Raw genomic sequence first — 13835 nt, 5'->3', positions numbered from 1 at the left:
CCATGCGCGGGCATCCCTTTCGGCTGGTCGCGCTATTGCTGTTGACGCTGCTGTTGCAGGCCTGTGACGGCATGGTGCTGTACAGCAACCTGGGCGAGCGTGAAGCCAACAGCATGGTCGCTGCCCTGCTGCGTGAGGGCATCGCCGCCCAGCGCCAGGTGCAGGAGGATGGCCGCATCACCGTCAGCGTGCCCCAGGAGCGGCTCTCCGATGCCGTGGCCCTGCTCGACGAGGCCGGCCTGCCGCAGCAGCAATTTTCCAACATGGGCGAGGTGTTCAAGAACAACGGCCTGGTGTCCTCGCCGGTGCAGGAGCGGGCGCAGATGGTTTACGCCCTCAGCGAGGAGTTGTCGCATACCGTGTCGCAGATCGATGGCGTGCTGTCGGCGCGCGTGCACGTGGTGCTGCCCGACAACGACCTGCTCAAGCGGGTGATCTCGCCGTCTTCGGCATCGGTGCTGATCCGCTATGAGCCGGATACCGATGTCGATCAGTTGATTCCGCAAATCAAGACCCTGGTTGCCAACAGCATTTCCGGGCTGAACTACGACGGCGTTTCGGTCACCGCGATCAAGGCGGCGATGCGCAATCTGCGTGACGATGCCCGGCCGCCGCTGAGTTCCTTCCTGGGCATCTGGATGCTCGATGAAAGCGTGTCGCGGGCACGCACCCTGTTCTTCGCCGGGCTGCTCCTGGTGCTCGGCATGGCCGGGGCCATCGCCTGGTACCTGTGGCGCGAGCGCCAGGGTCAGGGTACCTACGTACTGAGGGAAAGCGAGTGAGCCAGGCGTTGCGCGACGCCTGGCGCGCGCTGCTGGCTCGACCGATGCAGTTCGTCGCCGAGGACTGCCTGGAGGCCGCGCTGCTTGGCGCGGTGTCCCGCGAGCGGGTGACCGATCTGGCCACACAGCCGCGCTTCGAGAGGCGCATTGGCGGCTTGCTCGCGTCCTATTACGGGCTCGAGCCACTGGCGAGCGTCGGCCAGATCGCCGATGACGACCTGCCTGTGGTGCTGCTGTCCCGGCAGCGGTTCGCCCGTCTCGCCCCGACCTGTGGCGCCTGCCAGCATGCCGCCTCTCTGGCGCGGGAAATTCGCGGTCCGCTGGTACAGACGTTGCGCGAGCAGCTTGGTGACGATACCTACGACCTGGCCGTGAGCTGGCGCGAGCCGCCAGTCGGCAAGCCGGCGATCCTCGCGGGCGATGCGCTGCTCGCCGCCATCGACCAGGAGGGTCAGCGCTGCGTGGATGCCTGGCTGGGCGCCCAGCCGGCCCCGCTGCAGGCCTGGCTGCGCCTGCGCTTCGGGCTGGCTGCGCCGCTGTCGACAGGCAGCGCCGATGACATCCAGCGGGTACGCCAGGTGGCCGGTGCCCTGACCTCCCGCGAAGAGCGGGGTGCGGCATGAGTGGCCTGCCAAGCAAACCGGGCCAGCGCATTCTGCGTGGCGAACAGGCCGCCCAATGGATCGACGGCTACGCCTTTCTGCAGGCGGCCCGCGACGAAGCCACAAGAACCCGCGACGACATGCAGCGACTGCGCGATCAGGCGCGAGACGAGGGCCTGGCGGCCGGGCGTGCCGAGGGGCAACGCGAGGCCGCGGAGCTGCTTGCGCGCACGGCGCTGCAGGTCGATGACTACCTGGCCGGGCTGGAAGCGCAGATGACCGATCTGGCCCTGGGTATCGCCCGCCAGGTGATCGGTGAACTGGATGACGGTACGCGTCTGGCACTGTGCACGCGCCGGGCATTGTCGGCGTTCCGTGAGGGGCAGCGGCTGCGTCTGCACGTCCGCCCCGATCAGCTCGACGCGGTGCGCGGGCAACTGGCCGATCTCGGCGAGCGTCTGCAGGTGGAGGCGGCTGATGGCCTCGCCGCTGGCCATGCCCGTCTGAGCAGCCCCCTGGCCAGTGTCGAGCTGGATTTGCATACCCAGCTGCAGGGGGTGCGCCAGGCGCTGTTGCCCGGCGTGCTGGAGGGCGGTGCATGAATGCGCCCCTGAACGACCTGTTGCCAACCCTCAGCGCCCGCCTGGACGATGCCCAACCGCGGCCGTTGCGCGGGCGAATCCGCAGTATCCGCGGCACCCTGATCCAGGCCAGCGTACCGGACGTCGGCATCGGCGAACTGTGCCGTCTCAGCGATCCCGCCAGTGGCCGCGTGCTGACTGCAGAGGTGGTGGGGTTCGAAGGCGATGAGGCGATTCTCTCGCCGGTCGGTTCTCTGGAAGGCCTGTCGACCCGAACCGAAATCGTCGCCACGGGCGAGAACCAGAGCGTGCTGGTGGGCGACGCGCTGCTTGGCCGGGTGATCGGGCCGCTGGGCGACTGCCTCGATGGCGGCCCGCCAGCCAGTGGCCTGGTGCGCTATCCGTTGCAGGCCGAGCCGCCTGCGCCGTTTTCCCGGCAATTGATCGAACAGCCGATGCCGCTCGGTATCCGTGCCATCGATGGCCTGCTCACGGTCGCCCGCGGCCAGCGCATGGGGATTTTCGGCGAGCCCGGCGTGGGCAAGTCGTCGCTGCTGGCGAGCATCGTACGGCGCAGCGAGGCTGAGGTGATCGTCATTGGCCTGATTGGCGAGCGTGGACGTGAAGTGCGCGAGCTGCTCGACGTCCATCTGGGGGCAGAGGCCCGTGCCCGCACCGTCGCGGTGGTCGCTACCTCGGATCGCCCGGCCACCGAGCGGGTCAAGGCCGCTCTGGTGGCTACCGCCCATGCCGAGTACCACCGTGATCAGGGCCGCCATGTGCTATTGCTGCTCGACAGCCTGACCCGCTTCGCCCGTGCCCAGCGCGAGATCGGCCTGGCCATCGGCGAGCCGCCGACCCGCCGTGGCTACCCACCGTCACTGTTTTCCGCCCTGCCACGCCTGCTGGAACGCTCCGGGCCCGCAGCCACCGGGAGCATCACGGCGCTGTATACGGTGCTCACCGAAGGCGATGCGTCCCTCGACCCGGTAGCCGAGGAAGTGCGCTCGATTCTCGATGGTCATCTGGTGCTCAGTGCCGAGTTGGCCCAGCGCAACCATTTTCCGGCCATCGACGTGCTGCAGAGCCGCAGCCGCCTGATGGATCGCGTGGTCGAGCCCGAGCAGCGGCAGCTCGCCGCTCACCTGCGTGCACTGATGGCGAGGCATGCCGATATCGAACTGTTGGTGCGTACGGGGGACTACGTGCCCGGCAGCGATCCGCTGGCCGACGAGGCCATCGCCCGGCAGGCTGCCATCGAACGGTTCCTGCGCCAGGATGCCGCCGAACCGAGCAGCCTCGACGACACGCTGCGCGCGCTGCGCAAGGTGCTGGCATGAGCAGCGCCCACGCCGTGCAGCAACTGGACGAGCTGCGTCGCCTGCGCGAGCGTCGTGCCGAGGCGCAACTGGCCAGCTGGCGCGTGCGTTGCCAGGAGGCGGCCCAGCGGCTGGCCGCAGCGCAAGCCGAGGTTCGCGAGGCACTGACGTTGCTCGAACAGGAAGCCATGCAGCTGCAGACCCTGCTCAGCGAAGGTGCGCTGCCGGTGGGGCAGTACCGCAGCGCCCTGGACCTGCTCGACGCGCTGGAGGCGCAGCGCGGGCATCTCGCGGAGCAGGCCAGCGAGGCGTCTCGGCACCTGGCCGAAGTACAGGCCAGTCGTGATCAGGCTCACCAGCTCTGGTTGCGACGCCAGTTGCAATGCGAGGCACTGGAGCCCTTGTTGCAACGCCATTACCGCATTCAGCAGCGGGCCGCCGAGGCGGTCGAGGAAAGCCTGGCCGAAGACCGTCCCCATGGAGCCACACGTCGATGAATTGCCATCAGTCGTCGCTGCCCGCGCCTCTGCTACCGTCGCTGCCGCAGCTCGATGTCGCCCGGCAGGCGCTGCACAATCGTCTGTTGCGGCGCCGCCAGCCCTGGCAGGGGCACGTGGCTGGCGAGCGGCTCGAGGTCGCCGTCAACGGCCAGCCAGCAGCATTGGACGCGGCCATCGTGCTGCCTGCACGGCTTGGCGACGCAGCGCTGCAAGTGCATCTGGATGCGCCCCTGCTCGCACACCTGCTGGCACCCCTCGATCTGCAGCGGGATTTTCACAGCCTGCCGCAGCCCCTGCAGAGCGTGCTGCTCGAACATGCGCTGTTGCCCTGGATCGAAGCGCTGGAACAGGAACTGGGCGAGACGCTGACGCTGGATGCCGAGGCGCAGCCATGGGATTTCATGCTGACCCTGCAACTGAGTATCGCGGGCGCGCGGGGCGGCGTTCTTGGCTTGGGCCTGAGCGCTGCTGTGGGCGAAGCGGTGGCCGGTTTGCTGGATCGCCATTTGCAGCCGGCGCGCCATGCTCTGCCTGGGCTGCAACTGGGCCTGGCGCTGCAGCGCGGCTGGCAGACCCTGAGCCTGGCCGAACTGCGCAGCCTGCAGCCGGGCGATGTGCTGATGCTCGATTGTCCGCCGGGTGCAGATGGTCTGCTGGTAATCGCCAATGGCCACCGGCAGGCCCGTTTCAAACGCCAGCAGTCCGGTCTGGAACTGCTCGAAGCCTTGCAACCGATCAACCCGAATACGGAGAACGCCATGGGGCAAGACGCCGATGATGCGCAACTGGACGATGTGCCGCTGACGGTGATCTGTCAGATCGGCAGCCTGGAGCTACCGCTGGGGCAACTGCGTGAACTGGGCGAGGGCAGTGTGCTGGCCCTGCCGGATGGCGATGCGCAGCGGGTCGAGCTGATGGTCAATGGGCGCTGCGTGGGGCGCGGCGAGCTGGTCGCCATCGGTGATGGGCTCGGTGTGCGCCTGACCCGGTTCGCCAGCCTATGACGGATTACCAACCGAACCTGCTGGAAATCATTCTGGTCGTCACCACGATCGGTCTGATTCCCCTGGCGGTGGTGACCCTGACCGGCTTTCTGAAAATCTCCGTGGTGCTGTTCCTGATTCGTAACGCCCTGGGCGTGCAGCAGACGCCGCCGAACCTGGTGCTCTACGGTATCGCCCTGATTCTCGCCGTGTACGTGACCACGCCGCTGATCGGCGAAATGTACCGCGAGGTGGAAGGCCGCTCGATCAGCTTGCAGAACGCCGAGGAGCTGCGCGAGCTCGGGGACGCCCTGCATGCTCCCTTGCAGACGCACCTGTCACGTTTTGCCAACCCGTCCGAACGGGCGTTCTTCGTGCAGGCCACGGAGACGGTGTGGTCCGAGGAAGCTCGCGCCGATCTGCGCGACGATGATCTGGTGGTGCTGATTCCGGCCTTCGTCAGTTCCGAGCTGACCCGTGCCTTCGAGATTGGCTTTCTGCTCTACATTCCGTTTCTGGTGATCGACCTGCTGGTGGCCAACGTGCTGATGGCCATGGGCATGATGATGGTGTCGCCGACGCTGATCTCGATCCCCTTGAAGATCTTTCTGTTCGTCGCCGTCAGCGGCTGGTCACGGCTGATGCACGGCCTGATCCTCAGTTACGGAGGAGGGTGAAGCATGGGCCAGGACGTATTTCTCTCGTTGATGAAGCAGGCGCTGATGACCGTGCTGCTGCTCAGCGCACCCGCGCTCGGCGTGGCCATCCTCATCGGCCTGGGGGTTGGCCTGTTGCAGGCGCTGACGCAGATCCAGGACCAGACCCTGCCACAGGCGGTGAAACTGGTGGCGGTGCTGCTGGTGCTGGTGCTGATCGGCCCGTTGCTGGCGACCCAGGTGGCGGCGCTGGCGAGCCATGTGCTGGACAATTTCCCCGCCTGGACACGCTAGGGCATGGATGCCGACATCGGCCTGGGCATCGCCGAGATCGCCTACCCGGTGATCAGTGCGGCGGCCCTCGCGGTCTGCAGAGCGCTGGGTCTGGTGTTCATCACCCCGGCATTCAACCGCCTGGGGCTGACCGGGATGATCCGCAGTTGCGTGGCGGTAGCGATCTCCGCGCCGATGTTCCTGCCGGCCTTCTCCGCGCTGACCGCCCTGGAGGATTACGGCAGCTTCTTTCTCGCCGGTCTGATGGTCAAGGAGTTCCTCATCGGGGTGACCGTGGGGCTGCTGTTCGGCATTCCGTTCTGGGCCGCCGAGGTGGCGGGCGAGCTGGTCGACCTGCAGCGCGGCTCGACCATGGCACAGCTGGTGGATCCCTCCGGCGCTGGCGAGTCGGGGGTTACCGCGACCCTGCTCAGCGTCACGCTGATCACTCTGTTCTTCATGTCCGGTGGCTTCATTCTGATGGTCGACGGCTTCTACCACAGCTACCAGCTATGGCCCGTCACCGCGTTCACCCCGGTCATCGCCAGCTCGGCGCTGGAGGCGGTGCTGGCCATTCTCGACCAGGTGATGCGTATCGGCGTGCTGATGGTGGCGCCGCTGATCATCGCCCTGCTGGTGGCCGACATGATGCTCGCTTACCTGTCGCGCATGGCGCCGCAGATGAATATCTTCGATCTCTCGCTATCGGTGAAGAATCTGATCTTCACCTTCCTGATGGTGCTCTACTGCGGCTTCCTGATCCCGCTGATGCTCGAGCAGTTGGCCGAGTTCCGCTGTACCGTCGAGGTGCTCAAGACGCTCTCCGGCGCAGGTGAGCCTTAGTGGCGGGTAACAGCGGCAGCGAGGAAAAATCCCAGCCGGCCTCCGACAAGAAGATGCGCGAGGCCCGCCAGAAGGGCCAGGTCTCGAAGAGCCAGGACATGGTCTCGGCTGCGGTACTGCTTGGCTGTACGGTATGCATCGCCTTTCTTGCCGGGGTCGCCGAGTCACGGGTGCGGGGTTTGCTCGACTTGGCCGCGACCATCTACGTCGAGCCCTTCGCCACGGTCTGGCCGCGCTTGCTGGAAAGCGCTCAGCAGGTGTTGCTGCGTACCGCCTTGCCGATCCTCGGGGTAACCGTGCTGTGCGTGGTGCTCACCAATATCGTGACCATGCGCGGCGTGCTGTTCTCCGGCGAGCCGATCAAGCCGGATATCGCGCGTATCAACCCGGTCGAAGGGGCCAAGCGCATCTTCTCGATGCGCAACGTCATCGAGTTTCTCAAGAGCCTGTTCAAGGTGCTGGTGCTGTCGATCGCCTTTTACGTGGTCGGGCGTATCGCCTTGCAGGCATTGATGGAATCGTCGCGCTGCGGCGCCGGGTGCATCGAATCGGTGTTCTTCCTGTTGCTCAAGCCGCTGGTGGCCACGGTCATCGTCACCTACCTGGTCATCGGCGTCGTCGACGTGCTGCTGCAACGCTGGCTGTTCCAGCGTGAAATGCGCATGACCCGCAGCGAACAGAAACGCGAGCGCAAGGACATGGACGGTGATCCACTGATCAAGCGCGAACGTCAGCGTCAGCGCCGCGAGATGCAGGCCCTGAGCAGCCGCAAGGTAGGTATCGCTCATGCCACGCTGATGATCGGCAGCGAAGACGGCTGGTTGGTAGGCGTGCGCTACGTTCGTGGCGAGACACCGGTGCCGGTGCTGGTGTGCATCGCCTCGGCCCAGGACGCGAAAGCCTTGCTGGCCCAGTCGGCGAGCCTGGGCTTGCCATGCAGCGCCGACGCCAAGCTGGCTGCCGAGATCGCCAAGCGTGCGGTGAAGGGCGAGCCGATCCCGGCCAATACCTTCCAACCGGTGGCCGATGCGCTGGTCGCGGCGCGATTGATCTGACGGCCAGGCGTGACGTTGCAGCCGGATTCGTTGTGGGTCTGTAGATCAGATGGTTCCCGACGCTCCGCGTGGGATCCATCGATATTCGCCCTGGTGGGCTGAAGCCCACCCTACGGGTTGCTGGTTGTAGATACCGTCTCGCCTATTACCTCGCAAGCGCTAATTCGGCATCAAAAGGCATCCCCGATGTCAGGCCGTAGGGTGGACAACGCTCTTTTTGTCCACCGTTGCATTCGGGTTGGTGGACCGAGGCCCATCCTACGCAGGGGCTGGTTGTAGGGTGGGCTTCAGCCCACCAACTGATCCCCTCGCCAGCCGTCCCGAACGCTTATAGCGCGCCGCCGCTCAACCAGCCCTCCGCCGTTCTGCCGGCTGATGTTGCTGCTGCTCCACGCGAGGCCGCGACGAGCGATCCCTGTAGGGGCCAAGGCCGAGTGCCGCCAGAGTCAGTTCCAGGCCCAGCGACTGGTTGCCGTCGGTGGAGCAGGCCCAGGTCAGGGCCGAGCGGATGGTGTCGCTTTCCGCGCCGTAGAGGTTCTTCCAGGCTTCCGGCACCACGGTTTCCAGTTGGCTCGCGGCTTTCTTCACCACGGCCAGCGCATAGGCGGCGTGACGGGCGACGATCCGTTGGGTGTTGCCGGTCTGGTCGAGTTTTTCCAGGGCATAGAGACGCTCGGTCTTGGGCATCTGGTAGAACTTCAGGGTGTCGTCGCGGTGAGCGATCAGCAGGGACTTGTCCACCAGACTTTCGATCAACGGCAGCGGATCGCCCGATAGCAGTTCGTCGCCTTCGACGATGGCGCGCACTGCATTGAGGGTGAAGGTGCCGTTGAAGATCGCCACCAGTCGCAGCATCGCCTGCTCGGCAGGTGCCAGCGTCCGGTACGACCAATCCAGTGTGGCGCGCAGCGAGCGATGACGTGGCGGGGCGGTACGGCGACCTTCCATCTGCAGGCGGAATTCACCGTCCAGCAGCTCGGCGAGCTGCGCCAGACCGAAGGCGCTGGCGCGGGTCGCGGCGATTTCGATGTCCAGAGGAATGCCGTCGAGCTTGCGGCAGATGCTGATCACGTCCGCCACGTTGCCGTCGTTGAGGGTGAAGGCGGTGTCGCTGGCCTGCACCCGGTCGACGAACAATTCGATGGCCGGGTAGGCCAGCGCCTGCTCGCCGTTCGGGTGTTCACAGGCCGCCGGCAATTGCAGGGGCAGCAGGCGTTCGACCTGCTCGCCCGCAGTGCGCAATGGCTCGCGGCTGGTGGTGAGAATGGCGCAGTCGGGGGTCCACTTGAGCAGGGTTTCCACCACCAGAGCGGTGCCATCCAGAGCCTGTTCGCAGTTATCGAGAATCAGCAACTGGCGGCGTTGCTGCAGGTGTTGCACCACGTCACGCAGAGGGTCGCTGCCCGCCTGCAGACCCAGTGCTTCGGCAAGGGCGTGGGGGATAAGGCTGTCGTCATCGATTTCGCTGAGGTCGACGAAGCAGGTACCGTGGGACATCTCGCCGGCGAGTTGATTTCCCAGCGCCAGGGCTACGGTGCTCTTGCCGATGCCGCCGGGGCCGACCAGGGAGATCAGGCGAGTCTGCAACAATTGCTCGCTCAGGCGCTGCAGCACCGTATCGCGGCCCAGTGGCCGGCTGATCAGGCTGGGCAGCGACTGCAGGCGCTCTGCCACGGCAGGCTCGCTGGACGCTTCATAACGCTCGGTACGGGCCACGAAGCGGTAGCCGCGACCTGGAACGGTGACGATGTATTCGAAGCCACTTTCATCTTCACCGAGTACCCGGCGCAGTGCGACGATCTGCGCGCGCAGGTTGCACTCTTCGACGATGACCTTCGGCCATGCACAGGCGATCAGTTCGGCTTTCTCCAGCAGCTCACCCGAGCGTGAGGCCATCGCGATGAGCAGGTCCAGCGCACGGCTGCCGAGGCTGACGGGCTCGCCGTTCTTCAGTAGCAGATGCTGGCGTGGATAGAGGATGAAGGCGCCGAACCGCAAGGCGCCTTCGCTGCTGAATGGTGCATGGTCATAAGGCGTCTCGGTCGGCGTGGTGGTGCCGAGAGTGGTCGAATACATGCCTATAGTCCCTCGAGGATTATGGTTGTTGTACGCACTGGCGACGGTTGCGTGCAAACGCACCCAGTCATGCTCGGGATCGGCTCGTGTGGTGGCCCGACGAGACGGGTGCAGATGAAACGTGCCAGTGCGGCAGTTTGAATAGGCAAGAAGAAATCCCCCCAAACGTCGTTTGTTTTTGTATATCACCGCATCGCTACAACACGGTGTCGATCAGAGGCAGGAGTACTCATCGCAATTTACGTGCCGCGCCGAGGCGTGACGCGATGGTCGCTAACTGATTGATTGTGAATGGCCGGTACGGTTCACCAATGAACGTGCGTTCGGGAAATCGGATAACGGCCGAAAACGCGTTCGGAAATCCGTCCGCGGCGAGGTCGATCGAGCACGAATGAGCTGGCATGTCGCGGTACTCCTGACAGTCCGTTCAGCGCCGCCCCTGCATCCTGTTAAGGGCCATGTGGCGCTGTGAAAAGCTGCGAAATCCGTCGCGATCAGGTTGTTACATCAATGTGACGATTGCTTGAATGAGGGAGCCGCAGGTCCTGACTTTTTGCGTGCGCCGTTCTCGTTTTCGTCATTTCGCGAGTCGTCACGCACAGCTCTGCGCCGTTCAACAAGTGCCACAGGCACTCTCTTTTGCACAAGGATCGCCATCCGGTTTTGCGACCTTGTCCACTTATCGAGCTGGAGCGCAGACGCCGATGAGCACCATCGATACAACACGACCAGAACGAGTGACCGGGCAAACCGGTGACAGTGATTTCGATGACAAGCTGCGCGAGGCGCAGAACAAGGGCGGGCAGCTCGATAAGGAAGGCATCGAGGCTTACAAGGAGCACCGTGGCCCCTACCTGGACGGCAAGCCGCCGTTGGCCGAGAGCAACCACCAGTGGAAGGAAGAAGACATCGCCAACGTCGAGAGCGAATGGCTGTCTTCCAGCGGCCATCGCCTGATGTTATGGGACGACCTGCTGCTGGTGACCATGAAAAATGGCGATCAGGTGCTGGTGCACGCAGGCGTCAATCCGCGCCTGCATGAGGTCGCCAAGGAAAAGATGGACGCTGGCGACGTCAAGGGCCCCCCGGCCTGGACGGAGAAAGGGCTGTCCGACGAGCACGAAATCTGGCTGGGCCAGCGCGAAGCCGGCGGTTTCGAAGTGGTCACCTCGGGCGAGCAGATTCCCGAGCTGGGCGATCTGCGCTTCATCGAAGACGGTTACATGGACATGAGTGCCTCGGTGTATCACCCCGGCAACGGCTTTCAACTGACCGTCGACGACAGCGGTGCCTATGGCGCGAACGACACCGCACTCTTCACCACCGCAGATGGCAAGAAGTACGCGGTATCCAAGGAGGTATCCCCCGAGGCCTACAAGAGGGTGAAGGAGCTCGCCGAGGTACGTGACAAGATCGAGAACAAGATCGACGACGAAGGCTACAAGGTGATGAGCGCCCGGGACGACATTCCAGTGCTCACCGACGATACCAAGGTGGAGTCCCTGGCTCCTGGCGTACTCGCCGTCGAAACGCCCCGGCGTGGCAAGTTCATCGTCATCGAAAGTGTCACCCCCGAGCACTTCGCCAACCTGGAAGGTTCTCAGGTAGAGAAGCAGCAGGGGGCCGTGGACAAGGCCTTCGAGGATCGCGATCTACCACCGGCCAAGGACACCGACCTGATGCTGGCCGAGACCAGCGAGAAAAAGGATGGCAAGCCGAAAACCGTCGGCGAGCTGTATTACGAGAAGCTCAAGGAGCAATACAAGGACAAGCCGGACGACTCCAAGGAAGCCAAGTATCTGCGCCTGCTGGAGGCGCGGGCCATGCTCAACGGCGGTTTCCAGTTCCTGCCTTATGTCACCGAGGATGGCGCCTTCGCCGGCACCACCAACACCAGCTATGGCAAGGACCCCAAGGAAATGAGCGCGGCTGAAATGCGCGGCCTGGTCGACGAGGGCAAGCTGGGCGAAGAGCTGCTGGCGTTGATGACCGACCCGGACATCGCCGCCGACAACGACCGCCTGCTCAAGGAGGCCATCGACAAGGTCGAGGACAAGGACGGCTTCAAGGACAAGTTGGCCGACAGCTTGCGCGATCCCGAGTACAAGAAGGCCATGGAAGCGCTGGCGAAGGACAACCCCGAAGGTGCGGCAGCCCGCTATTCATCGGACATGCAGTCGCTGAGCCTTCTGGATCCCGAACTGGCAGCGCAGATCGACACCGAATACAAGTTCGGTATTCCCATCGAACAGCTCAACGAACTGTACAAGGACGGCCTGGAGGGGGTCGGCGAAGAGAACGTCGACAAGGCCACCAGCGACATGGTGTCCACCCTGCTGACCACCCTGATGACGTCGGTGCTGGGGACCAAACGCGGTACCGATATCTACAACTACTTCTTTGGCGGCGGCAAGGAGAGCGGCCAGGCCAAGCCCGAGTTGAATGCCGAGGAGCAGAAGCTCGTCACCTCGGTGGAGAGCTCCCGCGGGCCGCTGACCCAATTGCTCAAGGACAGCGCCAAGGCGAGCATCGCCGATCCTTCCGGGCAGTCCGGCGCCATCACTGCCGAGAAAATCGAAAAGGCTGTCGAGAAGGTGCCGCTGGCCGAACGCGACGGTGCCGCCGGCGTGCTCGGAAAGCTCGGCAAGACGGGCGTGCTGAGCTCCAGCGCCGGGCTGATCTCGATGGTCGCGGGTATCTACAAACTCGCCGATGGCGGCCTGAATTTCGGCGAGACACCGGCCGAGCGCATCGAGGCGGCGAAGAACTTCGTCACCACCATCAGCATGATCTCGCCAATGGCCACCATGGTCACCGGCGCGTATGAAGAGCTGTTCCGCAAACCGGGAGCCGCCGATTCTCTCGGGCTCGGCAAGAGCCTCAAGGAAACCGTCTGGGACAAGCATTTCAAGCCGAAGGATGCCCCCGAATCGGAGGCCATTGAGCTCAAGGAGATCCAGAAAAAACTCGATAAATTGCCGGAAATCGATTTTGGCGACAAGTTCACGCCGGAATCTTTCTGGAAGGACTTCGACACCCATACGCGCGATTCTCGCCCATCGATCGAAGACATCATCGAGCAATTGCCTGCCGAGCAGCAGGAAGAGGTGAAAAAGAACATCACCAACATTGGCAGCAGCAATCCGAATACGAAGGACATTCCGGAGGCCGACCGCTTACGTTGGGTCGGTGGTGCGTTGTCGACCGTTGGCGGTATCGCCGATGTAGCTGGCGGGGTGCTCGACCTGGTACTCGGTGGCATGGGCATCGACAAGCTGCGCAAGGAAGGCGGCACGCCCGAGGAGTTCGCGGCCAAGAGTCTGCAACTGGTTGGCGGTACGGCCGGTCTGGTCATGGGCGGCGCCGGGCTTGCCGCCGCCATTGGCGTTGGCTCAGGGGCCGTTGCCGGTGTCGTCGCTGCCGCTGCCGGAGGTGTGGGGGCCGTGCTCGGCTTCATCGGCGCCATTATCGGTGGGGTGGTCGCACTGAAGAAAAGCGAAGAGACGGTCGAGAAGGTGCGCGACTACTTCCGCGAACTGGACAAGGATGGCGTGCTCGAGAAGGAGTGGGGCGACAAGCTCAATTATCTTGTTCACATGAGCTACGAATACAAGTACTACGAGGGCAAGTACGAGGACCGTTTCGACGCCTGGTACCCCGAGGACATCCCGGTGTGGGAAGCCCAGCCCGAGCACTTCAAGGCGTTCACCGAGAAGGTCGAGGAGAAAGGGCGTATCGGCAATGACTGGTTCCGCGACAGCATGCCGGATCTGGTGACCTACAGCGGCAAGTTCGACGCCGAGTTCTATCGCGAGAACAAGGACAAGATCGACCGCATCGTCGACAACTGGGAGCAATGGCAAGGCAGCGACGATATCGTCAGCGACAAGGACTTCAACAAGCTGCTCAAGGGCGACGACCGCTTCGACAACTCCAGAGAAGACATCGAGGCCGTGCAGTTCCTGATGGATAACAAGGAATTCTTCGAATTCCTCGACACCATCCGTTTCCATCCCAACAACGTCAAAGCCGACGGCAAGATCAGCCGCAAGGACGTCGACAAGTGGCTGGAACAGGTCAGCTGATAACGCGCTAACGGCCCGCACGCTGGAGCGTGCGGGCCATTAAGATGGCTGTTTCAAGGCGATAGAGGTCATCGGTGCAG

General features: G+C 64.0%; 12 protein-coding genes. 11 read left to right on the top strand and 1 reads right to left on the bottom strand.

Annotated elements, in window-relative coordinates:
• Positions 1-2: 2 nt before the first annotated feature.
• The 10 genes from sctJ to FHR27_RS18340 are packed head-to-tail and all read left to right on the top strand — an operon-like array spanning position 3 to position 7594.
• Positions 3-782, top strand: a complete 780-nt coding sequence (gene sctJ / locus FHR27_RS18385; protein WP_042556773.1) for a type III secretion system inner membrane ring lipoprotein SctJ — start codon at positions 3-5, stop codon at positions 780-782.
• Entirely contained in the window at positions 779-1405 is a 627-nt protein-coding gene (locus tag FHR27_RS18380; protein ID WP_052493878.1) for a hypothetical protein, read from the top strand. The genes sctJ and FHR27_RS18380 overlap by 4 nt, the downstream gene beginning before the upstream one ends.
• Positions 1402-1986: a type III secretion system stator protein SctL gene (gene sctL / locus FHR27_RS18375; RefSeq protein ID WP_042556774.1), complete on the top strand. Its 585-nt coding sequence runs from the start codon at positions 1402-1404 to the stop codon at positions 1984-1986. The genes FHR27_RS18380 and sctL overlap by 4 nt, the downstream gene beginning before the upstream one ends.
• Positions 1983-3305, top strand: a complete 1323-nt coding sequence (locus tag FHR27_RS18370) for a FliI/YscN family ATPase (protein WP_042556775.1) — start codon at positions 1983-1985, stop codon at positions 3303-3305. The genes sctL and FHR27_RS18370 overlap by 4 nt, the downstream gene beginning before the upstream one ends.
• Complete coding sequence (locus FHR27_RS18365) at positions 3302-3781, top strand: hypothetical protein (RefSeq protein ID WP_042556776.1); 480 nt, start codon at positions 3302-3304, stop codon at positions 3779-3781. The genes FHR27_RS18370 and FHR27_RS18365 overlap by 4 nt, the downstream gene beginning before the upstream one ends.
• Positions 3778-4788 carry a type III secretion system cytoplasmic ring protein SctQ gene (gene sctQ / locus FHR27_RS18360; protein ID WP_179539238.1) on the top strand — a complete coding sequence of 337 codons (1011 nt, stop codon included), beginning with the start codon at positions 3778-3780 and terminating at the stop codon, positions 4786-4788. Before FHR27_RS18365 ends, sctQ begins: the two co-directional genes overlap by 4 nt.
• Positions 4785-5444 (top strand): type III secretion system export apparatus subunit SctR, encoded by a 660-nt coding sequence (sctR, locus tag FHR27_RS18355; RefSeq protein WP_042556778.1) that lies wholly within the window; start codon positions 4785-4787, stop codon positions 5442-5444. Before sctQ ends, sctR begins: the two co-directional genes overlap by 4 nt.
• A gap of 3 nt (positions 5445-5447) precedes the next feature.
• Complete coding sequence (locus FHR27_RS18350) at positions 5448-5717, top strand: EscS/YscS/HrcS family type III secretion system export apparatus protein (protein WP_042556779.1); 270 nt, start codon at positions 5448-5450, stop codon at positions 5715-5717.
• Positions 5718-5720: 3 nt separating this feature from the next.
• Positions 5721-6539, top strand: a complete 819-nt coding sequence (gene sctT / locus FHR27_RS18345) for a type III secretion system export apparatus subunit SctT (RefSeq protein ID WP_179539237.1) — start codon at positions 5721-5723, stop codon at positions 6537-6539.
• Positions 6539-7594, top strand: a complete 1056-nt coding sequence (locus tag FHR27_RS18340; RefSeq protein WP_264650061.1) for an EscU/YscU/HrcU family type III secretion system export apparatus switch protein — start codon at positions 6539-6541, stop codon at positions 7592-7594. Before sctT ends, FHR27_RS18340 begins: the two co-directional genes overlap by 1 nt.
• Positions 7595-7939: 345 nt before the next feature.
• On the opposite strand, the gene FHR27_RS18335 is transcribed toward FHR27_RS18340, so the two are convergent.
• Entirely contained in the window at positions 7940-9670 is a 1731-nt protein-coding gene (locus FHR27_RS18335; protein ID WP_179539236.1) for an ATP-binding protein, read from the bottom strand.
• A gap of 704 nt (positions 9671-10374) precedes the next feature.
• On the opposite strand from FHR27_RS18335, the gene FHR27_RS18330 reads away from it, so the two are divergent.
• Entirely contained in the window at positions 10375-13755 is a 3381-nt protein-coding gene (locus FHR27_RS18330; protein ID WP_179539235.1) for a hypothetical protein, read from the top strand.
• Positions 13756-13835 lie beyond the last annotated feature (80 nt).

The organism is Pseudomonas flavescens, assembly GCF_013408425.1.
GTDB classification, from domain to species: Bacteria; Pseudomonadota; Gammaproteobacteria; order Pseudomonadales; family Pseudomonadaceae; genus Aquipseudomonas; species Aquipseudomonas fulva_A.
Note: the sequence above shows the minus strand (reverse complement) of the source record. Positions and strands in the feature narration are given on the sequence as shown.

Excerpts from the sequence above, each read along its gene's own strand:
- sctJ (WP_042556773.1), top strand. The coding sequence starts at position 3 with ATGCGCGGGCATCCCTTTCGGCTGGTCGCGCTATTGCTGTTGACGCTG.
- sctL (WP_042556774.1), top strand. The coding sequence starts at position 1,402 with ATGAGTGGCCTGCCAAGCAAACCGGGCCAGCGCATTCTGCGTGGCGAA.
- FHR27_RS18370 (WP_042556775.1), top strand. The coding sequence starts at position 1,983 with ATGAATGCGCCCCTGAACGACCTGTTGCCAACCCTCAGCGCCCGCCTG.
- FHR27_RS18365 (WP_042556776.1), top strand. The coding sequence starts at position 3,302 with ATGAGCAGCGCCCACGCCGTGCAGCAACTGGACGAGCTGCGTCGCCTG.
- sctQ (WP_179539238.1), top strand. The coding sequence starts at position 3,778 with ATGAATTGCCATCAGTCGTCGCTGCCCGCGCCTCTGCTACCGTCGCTG.
- sctR (WP_042556778.1), top strand. The coding sequence starts at position 4,785 with ATGACGGATTACCAACCGAACCTGCTGGAAATCATTCTGGTCGTCACC.
- FHR27_RS18350 (WP_042556779.1), top strand. The coding sequence starts at position 5,448 with ATGGGCCAGGACGTATTTCTCTCGTTGATGAAGCAGGCGCTGATGACC.
- sctT (WP_179539237.1), top strand. The coding sequence starts at position 5,721 with ATGGATGCCGACATCGGCCTGGGCATCGCCGAGATCGCCTACCCGGTG.
- FHR27_RS18335 (WP_179539236.1), bottom strand. The coding sequence starts at position 9,670 with ATGTATTCGACCACTCTCGGCACCACCACGCCGACCGAGACGCCTTAT.
- FHR27_RS18330 (WP_179539235.1), top strand. The coding sequence starts at position 10,375 with ATGAGCACCATCGATACAACACGACCAGAACGAGTGACCGGGCAAACC.